The 16,935-nt window shown below is 71.9% G+C and carries 11 protein-coding genes; 10 read left to right on the forward strand and 1 reads right to left on the reverse strand.

The genetic code is table 11. The features are described 5' to 3' along the window. Positions 1-90 precede the first annotated feature (90 nt). Together AOK23_RS12880 and AOK23_RS12885 are read left to right on the forward strand one after the other, a co-directional pair. Positions 91-1,686 carry a CYTH and CHAD domain-containing protein gene (locus AOK23_RS12880; protein WP_055712849.1) on the forward strand — a complete coding sequence of 532 codons (1,596 nt, stop codon included), beginning with the start codon at positions 91-93 and terminating at the stop codon, positions 1,684-1,686. Between the two features lie 97 nt (positions 1,687-1,783). After that, positions 1,784-3,724, forward strand: coding sequence for a TIGR03960 family B12-binding radical SAM protein (locus tag AOK23_RS12885; protein WP_055712850.1), 1,941 nt, complete (start codon positions 1,784-1,786; stop codon positions 3,722-3,724). An 81-nt stretch (positions 3,725-3,805) separates the two neighbouring features. On the opposite strand, the gene AOK23_RS47820 is transcribed toward AOK23_RS12885, so the two are convergent. Further along, positions 3,806-4,561 (reverse strand): hypothetical protein, encoded by a 756-nt coding sequence (locus AOK23_RS47820; protein WP_055712851.1) that lies wholly within the window; start codon positions 4,559-4,561, stop codon positions 3,806-3,808. A gap of 275 nt (positions 4,562-4,836) precedes the next feature. Here AOK23_RS47820 and AOK23_RS12895 point away from each other — a divergent pair, with 275 nt between their 5' ends. The 8 genes from AOK23_RS12895 (at position 4,837) to obgE (ending at position 16,620) form a co-directional block, all read left to right on the forward strand. Next, positions 4,837-5,961 carry a glycosyltransferase gene (locus tag AOK23_RS12895; protein WP_206336190.1) on the forward strand — a complete coding sequence of 375 codons (1,125 nt, stop codon included), beginning with the start codon at positions 4,837-4,839 and terminating at the stop codon, positions 5,959-5,961. Between the two features lie 98 nt (positions 5,962-6,059). Continuing rightward, positions 6,060-7,286, forward strand: coding sequence for a hypothetical protein (locus tag AOK23_RS12900; protein ID WP_055712852.1), 1,227 nt, complete (start codon positions 6,060-6,062; stop codon positions 7,284-7,286). Between the two features lie 48 nt (positions 7,287-7,334). Beyond that, positions 7,335-8,132, forward strand: coding sequence for a TIGR03936 family radical SAM-associated protein (locus AOK23_RS12905; protein ID WP_055712853.1), 798 nt, complete (start codon positions 7,335-7,337; stop codon positions 8,130-8,132). 245 nt (positions 8,133-8,377) lie between these two features. After that, positions 8,378-12,601, forward strand: a complete 4,224-nt coding sequence (locus tag AOK23_RS12910) for an Rne/Rng family ribonuclease (RefSeq protein ID WP_055712854.1) — start codon at positions 8,378-8,380, stop codon at positions 12,599-12,601. A 303-nt stretch (positions 12,602-12,904) separates the two neighbouring features. Further along, positions 12,905-14,251: a phospholipase D-like domain-containing protein gene (locus AOK23_RS12915; protein ID WP_079049452.1), complete on the forward strand. Its 1,347-nt coding sequence runs from the start codon at positions 12,905-12,907 to the stop codon at positions 14,249-14,251. A 202-nt stretch (positions 14,252-14,453) separates the two neighbouring features. Continuing rightward, a complete protein-coding gene (gene rplU / locus AOK23_RS12920) occupies positions 14,454-14,774 on the forward strand; it encodes a 50S ribosomal protein L21 (protein WP_003990208.1) in 321 nt (106 codons plus the stop codon). A 14-nt stretch (positions 14,775-14,788) separates the two neighbouring features. After that, positions 14,789-15,043 carry a 50S ribosomal protein L27 gene (rpmA, locus tag AOK23_RS12925; protein ID WP_055515300.1) on the forward strand — a complete coding sequence of 85 codons (255 nt, stop codon included), beginning with the start codon at positions 14,789-14,791 and terminating at the stop codon, positions 15,041-15,043. A 140-nt stretch (positions 15,044-15,183) separates the two neighbouring features. Further along, positions 15,184-16,620 (forward strand): GTPase ObgE, encoded by a 1,437-nt coding sequence (gene obgE, locus AOK23_RS12930; RefSeq protein WP_055712855.1) that lies wholly within the window; start codon positions 15,184-15,186, stop codon positions 16,618-16,620. The last annotated feature ends 315 nt before the right edge of the window (positions 16,621-16,935 follow it).

Genomic DNA, 16,935 nt, shown 5'->3' on the forward strand with positions numbered 1-16,935 from the left:
CCACGAAGGCCCTTGTGGACAACGGCCCACGTGTTCCTTCAGGGTGCGCGTGGGCTGCCCTTTTGCCGCGGGTCCGACTAGATTCGGTTCATGGCGGACACGAAGCGCGAGATCGAGCGGAAGTACGAGTCCGACGAGAGCGGCCTGCCCGATCTCACCGGTGTGGCCGGGGTCGCGTCGGTCGTCGACAAGGGCGTGGCGGAGCTGGACGCCGTCTACTACGACACCCCCGACGAACGTCTTGCCGCCGCCTCGATCACCCTGCGCCGCCGTACCGGGGGAGACGACGCCGGCTGGCATCTGAAGTTCCCCGTCTCCTCGGGGGTGCGGGACGAGATCCGTGCCCCGCTGTCCGAGACCCTGCCCCGCGATCTGGCGGGGCTCGTGCGTTCCCGGGTCCGGGAGGCGGAGCTGGTGCCGCTGGTCCGCCTCCGGTCCACCCGTGACGTCAGGGATCTGCTGGACGAGGACGGCGCCCTCCTCGCCGAGGTCAGCGTGGACGCGGTGCACGCCGAGCGGCTCACCGGCGGCGGCCGTACCGCGCAATGGTCCGAGATCGAGGTGGAGCTCGCCGACGACGGCGACCCGGCGTTCCTCGACAAGGTCGAGAAGAAGCTGCGCAAGGCGGGCGTACGACCGTCCGCGTCACCGTCGAAGCTGGCGAGGGCCCTGCGGGAGACGGCGGCCCCCAAGAAGGGCAAGGCCGCGAAGGGCAAGTCCGCGAAGGGCAAGTCTGCGAAGGACACAGTCGCGAAGGGCGAGCAAGGGAAGAAGGGCAAGAAGGGCAAGAAGGGCGGAGGTGGTGCGGGGAAGCCCGGCGGTGCCGCCGAGCACGTCCTCGCGTACATCCGCGTCCAGCGGGACGCCATCGTCGAGCTCGACCCGGCCGTCCGCCGGGAACTCTTCGACTCCGTGCACAGCATGCGGGTGGCCACCCGCCGACTGCGGAGCACCCTCAAGTCGTACGGGAAGGTGCTGGACCGGACCGTCACCGACCCCATCGGCGAGGAACTGAAGTGGCTGGCGGGGGAGCTGGGCGTCGGCCGGGACCACGAGGTGCTGGCCGAGCGGGTGACCGAGGCGCTCGCCGGGATGCCCGAGAGCCTGGTCGTCGGCTCGGTCCGCACCCGGGTGCGGACATGGGTGGAGGCGGGGAGCAGCGGGTCCCGGCGCGCCCTGATCGCCGCGCTGGACGGCGAGCGGTATCTGGCGCTCCTGCGGACCCTGGACGCCGTGATCGCCGAGCCGCCGCTGTCGAAGGGGGCCGGAGGCGATCCGGAGAAGGTGATCGGCAAGGCGGTCTCGCGAGCCTTCGGCAAGGTGTCGGACCTGGTGGAGGCGGCCCTGGCCCAGCCGTCCGGCGCCGAACGTGACCTCTCCATGCACGAGGCCCGCAAGAAGGGCAAGCGCGCCCGGTACGCGGCCGAGGCGGCGACCCCGCTTCTCGGCGCCCCCGCCAAGCAGCTCGTGCGGGACATGAAGTCCCTGCAGTCCCTCCTCGGCGACCACCAGGACAGCGTGATGGCCCGCGAGGCCCTGCGGGACCTGGCGTTCCAGGCAGGCCAGGCGGGCGAGAGTTCCTTCACGTACGGGGTGCTGTACGGCAGGGAGGAGCGCAGGGCGGAGCTGGCGGAGGCGGCGTTGCCGGAGGCGTGGCGCACGATCACGGCTGACAGCGCCTTCTGAGGGGGCAGGGTGCGGTGAACGCCGGCGTGCGAGGGGTGGCTCCCGGGGCGTTACGCTAGATGGTCACCCCTGTCAGCTCACGAAGGTAATCCCCGCGATGTCTGTCGAGTCGGTCTTCCCACAGCTAGAGGCCCTGCTCCCGCATGTGCAGAAGCCGATCCAGTACGTGGGCGGTGAGCTCAATTCCACCGTCAAGGAGTGGGACGCCTGCGACGTGCGCTGGGCGCTCATGTACCCGGACGCGTACGAGGTCGGTCTGCCCAACCAGGGCGTCATGATCCTTTACGAGGTCCTCAACGAGCGCGAGGGCGTGATGGCCGAGCGCACCTACAGCGTGTGGCCCGACCTCGAGCAGTTGATGCGTGACCACGGGGTGCCGCAGTTCACGGTGGACAGCCACCGCCCGGTGAAGGCGTTCGACGTGTTCGGTCTGTCCTTCTCCACGGAGCTGGGCTACACGAACATGCTGACCGCCCTGGACCTCGCCGGCATCCCGCTGGAGTCCAAGGACCGCACGCTGGACGACCCGATCGTCCTGGCCGGCGGCCACGCGGCCTTCAACCCGGAGCCCATCGCGGACTTCATCGACGCGGCGATCATCGGCGACGGCGAGCAGGCCGTCCTCGACATGACCGAGATCATCCGCGCCTGGAAGGCCGAGGGCCGCCCCGGTGGCCGCGAGGAGGTCCTGTTCCGCCTCGCGAGGACGGGCTCGGTGTACATCCCGGCGTTCTACGACGTCGAGTACCTCACCGACGGCCGTATCGCCCGCGTGGTGCCGAACCGGTCGGGTGTGCCGTGGCGTGTGTCCAAGCACACGGTCATGGACCTGGACGAGTGGCCGTACCCGAAGCAGCCGCTCGTGCCGCTGGCCGAGACGGTCCATGAGCGCATGTCGGTGGAGATCTTCCGCGGCTGCACCCGCGGCTGCCGCTTCTGCCAGGCCGGCATGATCACCCGCCCGGTGCGCGAGCGGTCCATCACGGGCATCGGCGAGATGGTCGAGAAGGGCCTCAAGGCGACGGGCTTCGAAGAGGTCGGTCTGCTGTCCCTGTCGTCGGCGGACCACAGCGAGATCGGCGACATCGCCAAGGGCCTGGCGGACCGGTACGAGGAGGACAAGATCGGTCTGTCGCTCCCCTCGACCCGCGTGGACGCCTTCAACGTCGACCTGGCGAACGAGCTGACGCGCAACGGCCGCCGGTCCGGTCTGACGTTCGCGCCCGAGGGCGGCTCCGAGCGCATGCGCAAGGTCATCAACAAGATGGTCTCGGAAGAGGACCTGATCAGGACCGTCGCCACGGCCTACGGCAACGGCTGGCGCCAGGTGAAGCTGTACTTCATGTGCGGCCTGCCGACGGAGACCGACGACGACGTCCTGCAGATCGCCGACATGGCGATGAACGTGATCGCGAAGGGCCGTGAGGTCTCGCGGTCGAACGACATCCGCTGCACGGTGTCGATCGGCGGCTTCGTGCCGAAGCCCCACACCCCCTTCCAGTGGGCGCCGCAGCTCTCCGCCGAGGAGACGGACGCGCGCCTGGAGAAGCTCCGCGACAAGATCCGCGGCGACAAGAAGTACGGCCGCTCCATCGGCTTCCGCTACCACGACGGCAAGCCGGGCATCGTCGAGGGCCTGCTCTCGCGGGGCGACCGCCGTATCGGCGCCGTCATCCGCGCCGTCTACGAGGACGGCGGCCGCTTCGACGGCTGGCGCGAGCACTTCTCCTACGACCGCTGGATGAGCTGCGCCGACAAGGCCCTCGCCGACTTCGGCGTGGACGTCGACTGGTACACCACCCGCGAGCGCACCTACGAGGAGGTCCTGCCCTGGGACCACCTCGACTCCGGTCTCGACAAGGACTGGCTGTGGGAGGACTGGCAGGACGCCCTCGACGAGACCGAGGTCGAGGACTGCCGCTGGACGCCGTGCTTCGACTGCGGTGTGTGCCCGCAGATGGACACCCACATCCAGATCGGCCCCACCGGCAAGAAGCTGCTGCCGCTGACCGTGAAGAAGTCCGTTCCGGCCGGGTGAGCGACCCGGTACACGTCGTGCGCGAGACCCCCGCCTTGACCGGCCGGGGGTCTCGTGCGTGATGCGGGGACGGAGGGCTCGTCAGGTGACGATGGTTCCGCCGTTGACGGCGTTCGGAGCCGGGCGTCTGTTCATCTCCACCCAGTCGTTGCCCGTCGGGGTGCCGCATTGCAGGATGGCGGGGTCCGAGCCGTTGGGGTCGAACGTGCAGGTGATCTCGTAGACCCGCCCGGTCGTGGTGATGAGGTCGAACTGGATGCCGCCTGACGTCGGATGTTCACCGACGGCGGCGGCGCACGGGACGCCCGGCGCTCCCCCTGCGGGATAGCCCTCATGGGTGCTGAGGTCGGTCCACAGCATGGGGTTGGCCTCGCTGCCGGTGAGGTCGCGGATGCCCGCGTAGTAGCGCCCGTCGGCGGTCAGCGCGGCCCGGTACTCGACGTTGCCCTGGGGGTGGTAGGCGTCGATGTCGATGCAGGGGCCGGTGGCACCCGGCGAACCCGTGGCACCGGTCGGTCCGGTCGGGCCTGTGGCTCCGGTCGCGCCGGTGGCTCCCTTCGGACCGGTCGGCCCGGTGGGGCCCTTGCAGAGGTCCTTGCCGCCCGTCGGCGACACGCGGTGGTGCGGCTTCGGCTTGTGGTGGCTCGGGCTCGGCTTGCACTCGTGGCCGTTGTCGGAGGCGGCGGCCACCCGCGGACGCTCGGCCATGGCGCGGGCCGCCGCGGTCGAGGGGCTCACCACGCCCGCCGCCATGACCAGGGCGAGCGAGGCCACGATCCCGGCCTTCTTGAAACGGTCGCGGGCCAACGGCCCGAGCGTCCTGTCGTCAGGACTCATCTGCGTGCTCCTCCTAGGCATCGGTCCGGGAGTCGTCCCGAACTCGGTGCGAGCCTCATGGGAGTGCGGCGGATCCGCGGGCGCAGCGAGCCCGAACGCTTCCGATTATCAATAGATGTGATTAATTCGTGCGTCTGATGGGTTGTCTCGCGTGGGTGCCCGACGGCCCGACCGCCGTGTGCCACGTTGACGCCGTGACGAGGACGACCAAGCCCACGAAGGCGATGAAGCCACCGGGGACGAGACCGGAGCGCCGACAGACCCTCTGTCTCTGCATGATCGTCAAGAACGAGGCGCAGGTGATCGAACGGTGCCTGGGCTCCGTCCGCCACCTCATCGACACCTGGGTCATCTCCGACACCGGCTCGACGGACGGCACCCAGGACCTGATCCGCGCCGCACTCGCCGATATCCCCGGCGAACTCGTCGAGGACACCTGGGTCGACTTCGGCCACAACCGCACCCGCAACATCCAGCAGGCCCGCGGTAGAGCCGACTACCTGCTCACCCTCGACGCCGACCACGTGATGCGCCAGGACGCCCCCCTGCCCCGGCTGACGGCGGGGTCGTACATGCTGCGCTACGACACCGCCACCCAGCACCGCTTCAAGCATCTGATGCGCGGGGACTGGCTCTGGCGCTACGAGGGCGTCACCCACGAGTACCCGTGCACCGACGAGGACGACGTCCAGGAGAACCTCGACGCGCTCGTCATCGAGGACCACGCCGACGGCGGCTGCCGGGCCGACAAGTTCGAGCGCGACGCCCGGCTGCTCCGCCGCGAACTCGCCCGCGACCCCGCCAACCCACGCACCGTCTTCTACCTGGCCAACACCGAACGCGACCTGGGACACGCCCAGGAGGCCATCGACCTGTACGAGCGGCGCGCCGCGCTGGGCGGCTGGCCCGAGGAGGTCTACTGCTCGCTCCTGGAGGCCGGCATCCTGCGCGCCGAGAAGACGGACGACTGGCCGGGGGCGATGGACGCCTTCTCCCGCGCCTGGGAGGCCCGTCCCGCACGGCTCGAAGCCTGCTACGAACTGGCCTCGCGCCTGCGGGCCCGAGGCCGCCACCACACCGCCCACGCCCTCCTGGCCGACGTGGTGGGCAGACCCGCGCCGGACGACCTGCTGTTCACCAGGCCGTGGGTGTACCGGTGGGGGCTGCTCTTCGAGTTCTCGATCACCGCCCACTGGGTGGGGGAGTACGCCGCCGCCCTCCGCGCGTGCGACCGACTGCTGGCGATGCGCGACCTGCCCGAACTCATCCGCCACCAGGTCGAGTTCAACCGGCAGTTCTCCGCTCAACACGCCGTCGCGCTGCCCCGGCTGGCTACCGCGACACGCCGCCCGAAGTCCAAGGCCGGCAAGGCAGCGAGGTCCTCGGGGCGGAAGCGCTGAGCGACTCCACCGGCGTGGGCGGCCGACCGTCCCGGCCGGTGGGGAAGTCGAGGGGGCGGGGCTGCATCCGGACAGGTCGCCGATGCGTCTACGTCGTCATGGACCTGGAGAAACGGCCCGCACCGCAGCCCGCCGAGCCGGCGCGCCGGAGGCCCCCGCGGCCGACGCCCGCACCGCAGGCGCCCGAGGGGTGCCTCACCGCGGCGATCCGGATTCCCGTACGGATCGTGGTGCTCGTGCTGGTCCTTCCGGTGCGGATGGCGTGGGACGCGCTCGTCGTCGCGGGCCGGTTCCTCGACGACACCGTGCTCCGGCCGGCGGGGCGGGCCCTGCTGTGGCTCGCCAAGGCCGTGCTGGTGTGGCCGTGGGTGGCGCTGTGGCGCCATGTCGTCGTACCGGTGGCCAAGGGGCTCGGCCGGCTCGGGTACTGGCTGCTCGTCCTTCCCCTGGTCTGGCTCTACCGGTACGTCCTGTCTCCGATCGGCCGCGCTGTCGCGTGGGCGGCGGCCGGTGTCTGGACCGGGGTGGTGTGGGCCGCCACCGGCACGTGGGCCGGGGTGGTGTGGGCCGCCACCGGCATCTGGGCCGGGCTGGTGTGGCTGTACGGGTGGACGCTGGTGCCGCTGGGGCGGGGCCTCGCCTGGCTGGCCAGGGGGCTCTGGCGCGGGATCGCCGCCCTCGGGCTCGGGGTGTTCGCGGTCGTGGCCTGGCTGGTGCGGTACCTCGTCGTCGTACCGGCCGGCTGGCTGTACCGGTGGGTGCTGACGCCCGTGGGCCATGCCCTCGCGTGGACCGCCGGGGGAGTCCTCTGGCTCATACGGATGATCTTCACCGGGCTCGGGCTCGGCCTCTACTGGACGCTGCGCGTCCTGCTCGTGCTGCCCGCGCTGGCGCTGTGGCGGTGGGTGCTCGCCCCGGTCGGGCGCGCCCTCGCCGTCGTCGGACGCGAGCTCCTGGACGCGCTCGGCCATGCCTGGCGGATCGCCGGACACCTCTCGCTCGCCTTCGGACGGGCCCTGGCCACCCTGTTCCGCCGGCTCGTCGTCGAGCCGACGCGCTGGGTGTACCGGACCGTCCTCACCCCCGTCGGCCATGTCGTGCGGGACGTGATCTGGAAGCCCGCCGCCGCGGCCGCCCGCGCCGTCGGCCGCACCGCCCGCCAGACCCTGGACACCGCCCGCACATCCCTTCGTCAGGCCCGCGCCAGTGTGCGCCAGGCACTCCTCGGGCGTCCGGCGGAACCGATGCCGGTCGCCCGGCGGGAACCGCGAGCCGCCGAGGCACGTACTCTTGGTAGCAGTACGACCGCTCTCACGAAGGAATGAACGACACTGGGCAAGCGACAGCCCGAAGGCCCGCCGCCCGCACCCGCGGTGCAGCGCATCCGACTGCGCTACACCAAGCGCGGCCGCCTCCGGTTCACCAGCCACCGTGACTTCCAGCGCGCCTTCGAGCGTGCGCTGCGCCGCGCCGAGGTGCCCATGGCGTACTCGGCGGGGTTCACGCCGCATCCGAAGGTGTCGTACGCCAATGCCGCACCCACCGGCACGGGCAGCGAGGCGGAGTACCTCGAGATCGCGCTCACCGACGCGCGCGACCCGGAGAAGCTCCGGATCCTCCTCGACGAGTCGCTGCCCACCGGGCTCGACATCGTCGACGCGGTCGAGGCCCGCACCTCCGGCCTCGCCGACCGGCTCACGGCCTCCGTCTGGGAGCTGCGGCTGGACGGCGTGGACCCGGCGGACGCCGCCCGCGCGGTAGCGGCCTTCAATGCGGCCGAGGCCGTCGAGGTCCAGCGCATGACCAAGAACGGCGTACGGACGTTCGACGCCCGTGCCGCCGTGGTCGAACTCGACCGTGTCGACGGCGCCGAGACGCCGAGTCCCGAGGCTGATAGGCCGACCGACCAGGCCTGTGCGATACTGCGGCTGGTTGTTCGGCACGTGACGCCTGCCGTACGACCCGACGACGTCCTGTCCGGTCTCCGCGCCGTGGCCGACCTGGCGCCGCCGGTCCCCGCAGCGGTGACCAGGCTGGCGCAGGGGCTTTTCGATGAAGAGACCGGCACGGTGACCGACCCGCTCGCGCCCGACCGCGAGGCAGCGGCGGCCCTCACAACGGCCGCCACCACTGCCGCCGCGAAGGCGTCGGAGCCGGTCGGCTCCGCGTAGGACGGACGTCGTAGCGCCGCCCTCGTATCCGGGAGCCACCTGGGTCGGGCAGCGCACCGACCACAAGACTTTCGCCAGGCCGTACGCAACACGGCGTACGGAACCGGCGAGACAGGACACAGAGAGCTCCCGAGCGGCGCCCGCGCCCCGGACGGCGGCAGACGCGTACGACGCGAGCCGCGGACGTCACCGGCCACGCCGGACCCGGGTGCGGCGCCCGGGAGCCTGACGGGAGAAACGCCCGCATGCCCGAACAGATCGAGAACGCGGAGTCCGCGCAGGGCTCCGACCGCAACACGCCCAGCGACACCCTGCCGCCGCGCCGTCGCCGCCGTGCCGCGTCCCGCCCGGCGGGACCGCCGTCCGCGGCGAACGAGGCGTCCGCCGAGACCGTCGAGCCGACCGTGTCGGTGGCGGAGGCCGCGGACCTCGCGAGCGCCGAGCCCGGTGAGGCCGCCGAGAGCGATGTGGCTGCCGTGACCGATGAGGCGGAGGAGGTCGAGGAGACCGAGGTGGCTTCCGAGGCCGAGGCCGAGGCCGCGCCCGCCGGGCGCACGCGCCGTCGTGCCACGCGCCGCGCCTCCGCGCCCGCCGGCGCCCCCAAGGGTGCCGAGGCCGCCGAGATCGCCGAGACCGTCGTGCCGGCCGCCGCCGAGGACAGTGCCGCCGTCGTCACCGAGGCGCCCGCTGCCGCCGAGGTGTCCGCCCCCTCCGAGGAGGCCGCGCCCGCCGCACGTCCGCGTCGCCGCGCCACCCGCCGCGCGTCGGCCCCCGTCGGCGCCACCCAGGCCGCCGAGAGCACCGGGGTGGCCGTGCCCGAGACCGCCGCCGACGACTCCGCCGGGGCAGCCGACAGCAAGACCGCCGAGCCCGCCGCCGAGGCCGCAGAGGTCGCCGAGGCAGCGCCCGCCGGGCGCACGCGCCGTCGTGCCACGCGTCGCGCCTCCGCGCCCGCCGGTGAGCCGAAGGCGGCCGAGGTAGTGGCGGCTCCCGCCGAGACCCCGCAGGCCCCGGAGACCGTGGCTCCCGTGGAGGCCGCGCCTGCCGCCGTCGCGGACGAGGCCGCCGCCGAGCCCGCTCAGGACGCCGCGCCCGTCGAGGCGGCGGCCGAGGAGGCCGCGCCGCGCCGGACGCGCCGTCGTGCCACGCGCCGGGTGATCGCCCCCACGGGCGCCCCCGAGAGCGAGACCTCCACCGGCACCCCGGCGGCCGAGGCCACCGCCGCCGAGACCCCGACCGCCACCACCGCTCAGGCCGCCGCCGAGCCCGCGTCGGCCCAGGCGCCCTCCACCCCGGCCGCGAAGGCGTCCGCCGAGGGTGAGGACGGCGGGACGCGTCGCGCCCGGCGCCGGGTCGCCCGGAAGGCGGCCGTCGGGTTCTCCGAGCCGACGGCGTCCGCCGCCGAGGACGCGCCCGCGCGGCCCGCCCGGCCCGCCGTGGCCGTGTTCCGGGCCCCGGTGTTCACCGAGCCGATGTTCCAGACGCCGGAGCGGGCCGCCGCACAGGCCGCCGCCGAGGCCGAGGCGGAGGTCGCCGAGAGCGACGAGACCACCGAGCCGGGTGGGTACGCCCAGGAGGAGACCACCGGCGGGTCGCGTCGTCGGCGCCGCCGCCGCGGCGAGCCCGCCGAGGCGGAGCCCGTGACGGCCGACGAGACCCCCGAGCCCATCGAGGCCGACGAGGCCGTCGAGGCCGAGGAGTCGGACGAGTCCGAGGAGCCCGAGGGGGCGTCCGAGGACGGTGCCGACGACGAGTTCGGCGAGGAGGAGGCCACCGGGTCCCGGCGTCGCCGTCGCCGTGGCGGCCGTCGCCGTCGCCGGGGCGAGTCCGCCGAGGGCGAGGGCGACGAGCTCGCCGCCGAGCAGGCCGCGCAGGACGCCGAGGACACCGCCGAGCAGGTCGACGAGGACGCCGATGACGAGGGCGACTCCGACGAGCGCGACGAGGCCTCCGGCTCCAGCAGCAGCCGGCGTCGCCGTCGCCGCCGCCGTCGCGCCGGGGACTCCTCCGGCGAGCCCGACGCCGCGACGGACGACCCCGAGCGCACCGTCGTCAAGGTCCGCGAGCCGCGTGAGCGGCGCGCCAAGGAGACCGAGCCGTCGGACGAGGTGCAGTCCATCAAGGGCTCGACGCGTCTGGAGGCGAAGAAGCAGCGCCGCCGGGAAGGCCGTGAGCAGGGGCGCCGTCGCGTCCCGATCATCACCGAGGCCGAGTTCCTCGCCCGCCGCGAGGCCGTCGAGCGCGTCATGGTCGTCCGCCAGAGCGGCGAGCGCACCCAGATCGGCGTCCTCGAGGACAACGTGCTCGTTGAGCACTACGTCAACAAGGAGCAGGCCACCTCGTACGTCGGCAACGTCTACCTCGGCAAGGTGCAGAACGTGCTGCCGTCGATGGAGGCCGCCTTCATCGACATCGGCAAGGGCCGCAACGCCGTCCTGTACGCCGGTGAGGTCAACTTCGAGGCACTCGGCATGGCCAACGGGCCGCGCCGTATCGAGAGCGCGCTCAAGTCCGGCCAGTCGGTCCTCGTCCAGGTCACCAAGGACCCGATCGGACACAAGGGCGCTCGCCTGACCAGCCAGGTCTCGCTGCCCGGCCGCTACCTGGTCTACGTCCCCGAGGGGTCGATGACCGGCATCAGCCGCAAGCTGCCCGACACCGAGCGGGCCCGGCTGAAGACCATCCTCAAGAAGATCGTCCCCGAGGACGCGGGCGTCATCGTGCGCACCGCCGCCGAGGGCGCGAGCGAGGACGAGCTGCGCCGTGACGTCGAGCGGCTGCAGGCGCAGTGGGAGGACATCCAGAAGAAGGCGAAGAGCGGCAACGCCCCGACTCTGCTGTACGGCGAGCCGGACATGACCGTCCGCGTCGTGCGCGACATCTTCAACGAGGACTTCTCCAAGGTCATCGTCAGCGGCGAGGACGCCTGGGAGACCATCCACGGATACGTCTCCCACGTCGCGCCCGACCTCGCGGACCGGCTGCAGAAGTGGACCTCCGAGGTCGACGTCTTCGCGACGTACCGCATCGACGAGCAGCTGATGAAGGCGCTGGACCGCAAGGTGTGGCTGCCCAGCGGTGGTTCGCTGGTGATCGACAAGACCGAGGCCATGGTCGTGATCGACGTCAACACCGGCAAGTTCACCGGCCAGGGCGGCAACCTGGAGGAGACGGTCACCAGGAACAACCTGGAGGCGGCCGAGGAGATCGTGCGTCAGCTGCGGCTGCGCGACCTCGGCGGCATCGTCGTCATCGACTTCATCGACATGGTGCTGGAGTCCAACCGGGACCTGGTGCTGCGGCGCCTGCTGGAGTGCCTTGGCCGCGACCGTACGAAGCACCAGGTCGCCGAGGTCACCTCGCTGGGCCTGGTCCAGATGACCCGCAAGCGGGTCGGGCAGGGTCTGCTGGAGTCCTTCTCCGAGACCTGCGTCCACTGCAACGGGCGCGGCGTGATCGTGCACATGGACCAGCCGACGGCCGCCGGTGGCGGTGGCAAGCGCCGCAAGCGCGGGCGTGGCGGCGCGGAGCACGACCACGAGCAGGTGGCCGCGCCCGAGGCCGTCGAGCCGGAGGCCGCGGAGACGGTGGAGCCGGCCGAGGTCGCGGAGGTGGCCGCCGAGGTCGCCGAGCCCGTGGCGCTGCCCTCGCCCGAGTTCGAGCCGGACGAGGAGCTGTACAGCAGCGTCGCCGAGGCGGAGGCCGCGGTCACGCGCGGTCGTTCGCGGCGCCGGGTGACCCGTCGGGCCTCCGCGCCCTCGGGAGCGCCGAAGCGCCGGGAGACCGTGGCGGCCGCCCCGTCGGAGGACACCGAGGAGCGGGCTCCCAAGTCGCGTGAGGCCGCCGAGGCCGAGCCGGTCGCGGTGGAGGACCCGGTCGTCGAGACGCCGGCCGCGGTGAGCGCCGAGGAGGCCGCGCCCAAGGGCCGTACGCGTCGGCGGGCGACCCGGAAGGTGTCCGCGCCCGCGGGTGCCCCCGCCGGGACGGCCGCGGACGACGCCGTGGTGACGGTGGCCGAGTCCGTCGCGGAGCCGGTCGTCGAGGCTGTGGCCGAGCCGGTCGTGGAAGCGGCGGCGGAGCAGCCCGAGGCGGTCGCCGCCGAGAGCGCGGCTCCGGCCCGCCCGAGGCGGCGTGCCGTGCGCAAGGCGACGGCGCCCACCGCGTCGGAGGAGACCGCGGTCGTGGTCGTGCCGTCCGCCGCGGCGGAGGAGACGGCGCAGGCCCCGGCCGAGGACGCCGCCCCGGTCGCGGAGGAGTCCGAGGCGCCCGCCAAGAAGGCGGCGGCGCGGAAGACGGCCAAGAAGGCGACGGCGAAGAAGGCCGCCACGAAGAAGACGGCGGCCAAGAAGACGGTCGCCAAGAAGGCCACGGCCAAGAAGGCGGCGACGAAGAAGTCGGCCTCGAAGAAGACCACGGTCGCCGCCGAGCAGGCGTCGAACACGGTCACCGCTTCGACCGACGAGAGCTGAGCCCCGTGGGGCGGGCCACGGCCCGCCCCGCACCGAGGCCCCCGTCCGGCGGATCAACTGCCGGGCGGGGGCCTTCGCGTTGCCCGGACAGGGGCGAGAAAGCTCACACAACACGGCGATGTTTGGGGCGGTTTGGGCGGCACTTTTGGCGCGTAAGCACCCCCTGCCTCTTGGATCACCCGCAGACGCCTGCAAAACTCACGTAGTCGTACGAGCAAGAGCGTTGAAGCACTACCTCGACGCACGGTCCGCCTGCGGGGGCGAGCACCCGGGGCCGTGAGCGGGGAACGGGGAGGGGATCGCATGGCGCGTATGCGCCTGACGAGCACGAGGCGGCACCGCCCTGGGGGGCCGGCCGGGGCCGCGCGCAAGGCGCTGGCGCTGGCCACCGTCCTGTCGGCGGCCGGGGTGCAGACGGCGGTCTCCGCCGGAACCGCGCAGGCCGCCCCCACCTGGACCGAAGGGCCCGTCTTCAACGACCCGTTGGGTGAGGAGAGCGAGCAACTCGCGATACGCACGCGCCTGATCGACCTGACGGCGGCCGCGCTGCCCGGCTCCACCATCAAGGTCGCCGTCTACCACGTGTGGGAGGCGCCCGTCGTCGACGCGCTCGTCGCCGCGAAGAACCGGGGTGTCAACGTCCAGGTCCTGCTGGACGAGTCGAGTGTCAGCGACCGCCCCACCAACACCGCGTACGGCAGCCTCGTCGCCGCACTCGGCACCGACCGCACGAAGGGCTCGTACATCGCGACCTGCCCCGTCGACAAGTCCTGCCTCGGCGACCCGAAGTACGGGCAGTCGATCATGCACAACAAGTTCTGGCTGTTCTCGGCGGTCGAGGGCGCCACCAACGTCGTCGTGCAGACGACCTCGAACTCGACGCCCTCCGCGCACACCAAGTTCTTCAACGACGCGCTGCTGCTGCCGAACAACCCGACGATGTACGACGCGTACGCGGACTACTTCGACACGATGGTGGGCCGTGACTGGGCGGGCTGGGAGTACCGGACCGTCAGCAACGGCCTGTACAAGGCGTACTTCTTCCCCCGGGCGGGGAGCACCCGGGCCACCGACAGCGTGTACTCGGTGCTCAACAACGTGCAGTGCTCCTACAAGGACACCGCCGGGGTCACCCGGAAGACCTGGGTACGGGTGGCGATCTTCAAGATCACGCGGATGGCGATCGCGGAGAAGCTGGTCGCGCTGAAGAAGGCCGGCTGCAACGTGAGCATCGTGTACGCCGAGTCGGACAGCGCCAAGAGCTCGGGCGGCACGCCGGGCACCTGGGAGAAGATGCACACCTCCGGCGGGCCGACCGTGCGCTGCTACAACGACGACCGGGACCCGCTGAACCCGGGGCAGAAGCTGACCACGCCCTACATCATCCACTCCAAGTACATCCTGGTGGACGGCGCTTACGACGGGGTGCGCAACAAGATCAGTTTCACCGGGTCCGGGAACTACACCGGTCCCGCGCTGCGCGAGAACGACGAGTCGATCGTCAAGGTCGACGACGATGCCGTGCACGACATGTACAAGGCCCACTTCGACCAGGTGATCAAGGTCGCCTACCCGGGCACGTCCGACACCACGGACCTCTGCAAGGGCGTGAAGCCGCTGCCGGCGGACGGCGAGAAGCCGACCCGGTGAGGCCCACGGGCGTCGGGCGCGGCTCGGTTTGACCCGTTCGAGCGTCGCCCCGTAACCTTGACCGTCGGCGTGTCCGTAAGCAGACACGTCACATCCCCGTAAACCTCATCCTTCCGGGCGCCGGGCGCTCGGGAGAGGCCGCACGCATGTCGGGTGGCTGGACTGCGGGGGTGCCGTTCCCGAGCGAGAGAGTGAGATCCGCGTGTACGCCATCGTGCGCAGCGGTGGTCGCCAGCACAAGGTTGCTGTCGGCGACATCGTTGAGGTTGACAAGATTTCCACCGCCAAGGTTGGCGACACGGTCGAGCTCTCGACCCTGCTCGTTGTCGACGGCGACGCTGTGACCAGCGACCCGTGGGTGCTGGCCGGCATCAAGGTCCAGGCCGAGGTCGTGGACCACCACAAGGGCCAGAAGATCGACATTCTGCGCTACAAGAACAAGACCGGCTACCGCCGTCGTCAGGGCCACCGCCAGCAGTACACGGCGATCAAGGTCACTGAGATCCCCACGGCTGCGAAGTAAGGGACTGAGGAGACATGGCACACAAGAAGGGCGCATCGTCCACCCGGAACGGTCGCGACTCGAATGCCCAGCGGCTCGGCGTGAAGCGCTTCGGCGGTCAGGTCGTGAGCGCGGGTGAGATCCTGGTCCGCCAGCGTGGCACCCACTTCCACCCCGGCGCGGGCGTCGGCCGTGGTGGCGACGACACGCTGTTCGCGCTGAACGCCGGTGCGGTGCAGTTCGGCACCAGCCGTGGCCGCAAGGTCGTGAACATCGTTCCGGTCGCCTGAGTCTTCCGACCAGGGCTTCCGTAGAGCGATTTCGTCGAGGCGGACCTCACTTCCCGTACGGGAAGCGGGTCCGCCTTTGACGTGTTACAGCTAAGACAATTCCGTACACCACGCATTGCGCGTAACTGGAGGCACCCACCATGACCACCTTCGTGGACCGCGTCGAGCTGCATGTCGCCGCGGGTAACGGAGGCCACGGCTGTGCCTCCGTCCACCGTGAGAAGTTCAAGCCGCTGGGTGGCCCCGACGGGGGCAACGGCGGCCGCGGCGGCGATGTGATCCTGACCGTGGACCAGTCCGTCACCACGCTGCTCGAATACCACCACTCCCCGCACCGCAAGGCCACCAACGGCAAGCCGGGCGAGGGCGGCAACCGCTCCGGCAAGGACGGCCAGGACCTCGTCCTGTCCGTACCGGACGGCACGGTGGTGCTCGACAAGCAGGGGAACGTCCTCGCCGACCTCGTCGGCCACGGCACCTCCTTCGTCGCCGCGCAGGGCGGCCGGGGCGGCCTCGGTAACGCGGCCCTCGCCTCCGCCCGCCGCAAGGCGCCCGGTTTCGCGCTGCTCGGCGAGCCGGGGGACCTGCGGGACATCGTCCTGGAGCTGAAGACCGTCGCCGATGTGGCGCTGGTCGGCTACCCGAGCGCGGGCAAGTCCTCGCTGATCTCGGTGCTGAGCGCCGCCAAGCCGAAGATCGCGGACTATCCGTTCACGACCCTCGTCCCCAACCTGGGTGTGGTCACGGCCGGCTCGACGGTCTACACGATCGCCGACGTGCCGGGTCTCATCCCCGGCGCCAGCCAGGGCAAGGGCCTCGGCCTGGAGTTCCTCCGGCACGTGGAGCGCTGCAGCGTCCTCGTCCACGTCCTGGACACGGCGACGCTGGAGTCCGACCGCGACCCCGTCTCCGACCTCGACATCATCGAGGAGGAGCTGAAGGAGTACGGCGGGCTCGACAACCGGCCGCGCATCGTCGTCCTCAACAAGATCGACGTGCCCGACGGCAAGGACCTCGCCGAGATGGTGCGGCCGGACCTGGAGGCCCGCGGCTACCGGGTCTTCGAGGTGTCCGCGGTCGCCCACACCGGTCTGAAGGAGCTGTCCTTCGCCCTCGCGGACCTCGTCGGCAAGGCGCGGGCCGCCAAGCCGAAGGAGGAGGCGACCCGGATCGTCATCCGCCCGAAGGCGGTCGACGACGCGGGCTTCACCGTCACGCGCGAGGAGGACGGTCTCTTCCGGGTGCGCGGCGAGAAGCCGGAGCGCTGGGTGCGCCAGACCGACTTCAACAACGACGAGGCGGTGGGCTACCTCGCCGACCGTCTGAACCGGCTCGGCGTGGAGGAGGAGCTGATGAAGGCGGGCGCCCGCTCCGGTGACGGCGTCGCCATCGGCCCCGAGGACAACGCGGTCGTCTTCGACTGGGAGCCGTCCGTCACGGCCGGCGCGGAGATGCTCGGCCGCCGAGGCGAGGACCACCGCTTCGAAGAGCCCCGCCCCGCCGTCCAACGCCGCCGCGACCGCCAGGCCGAACGCGACGAACTCGACCAGGCGTACGACGACTTCGAGCCCTTCTAAAGGGGACGGGGGCGGCCCCGGGGCGCGGGCCCTGTGCCCTCAGGGCGCCCGGCACCGCCGACCAGCCGCAGCCAGTCAGCACTGGCAAAGCACCCTCGCGTGAGCAGGGTGAGCGAGGGCGCTGCGGCGGCGTGGGGGCGTGCGCGGCTGCGGCGGAGTGGCGGGCGGGGCTGCTGTGGCGGCATGCGGGCATGTGACGGGGGGAACTGTCCCCACGGCACCCCTACGCAGCCGGGGCCAGCCCCCAAGGGGCGCGGGGAACTGCGCGACAAACCGCAACGCACCCGCAGGCGCCCCGCAACGCATCCCCCCGAA

Origin of the sequence: Streptomyces torulosus (assembly GCF_001419765.1) — a bacterium.
GTDB lineage: Bacteria > Actinomycetota > Actinomycetes > Streptomycetales > Streptomycetaceae > Streptomyces > Streptomyces torulosus.

Excerpts from the sequence above, each read along its gene's own strand:
- rpmA (WP_055515300.1), top strand. The coding sequence starts at position 14,789 with ATGGCACACAAGAAGGGCGCATCGTCCACCCGGAACGGTCGCGACTCG.
- AOK23_RS12885 (WP_055712850.1), top strand. The coding sequence starts at position 1,784 with ATGTCTGTCGAGTCGGTCTTCCCACAGCTAGAGGCCCTGCTCCCGCAT.
- AOK23_RS47820 (WP_055712851.1), bottom strand. The coding sequence starts at position 4,561 with ATGAGTCCTGACGACAGGACGCTCGGGCCGTTGGCCCGCGACCGTTTC.
- AOK23_RS12880 (WP_055712849.1), top strand. The coding sequence starts at position 91 with ATGGCGGACACGAAGCGCGAGATCGAGCGGAAGTACGAGTCCGACGAG.
- obgE (WP_055712855.1), top strand. The coding sequence starts at position 15,184 with ATGACCACCTTCGTGGACCGCGTCGAGCTGCATGTCGCCGCGGGTAAC.
- AOK23_RS12895 (WP_206336190.1), top strand. The coding sequence starts at position 4,837 with ATGATCGTCAAGAACGAGGCGCAGGTGATCGAACGGTGCCTGGGCTCC.
- AOK23_RS12910 (WP_055712854.1), top strand. The coding sequence starts at position 8,378 with ATGCCCGAACAGATCGAGAACGCGGAGTCCGCGCAGGGCTCCGACCGC.
- AOK23_RS12915 (WP_079049452.1), top strand. The coding sequence starts at position 12,905 with ATGGCGCGTATGCGCCTGACGAGCACGAGGCGGCACCGCCCTGGGGGG.
- AOK23_RS12900 (WP_055712852.1), top strand. The coding sequence starts at position 6,060 with ATGGACCTGGAGAAACGGCCCGCACCGCAGCCCGCCGAGCCGGCGCGC.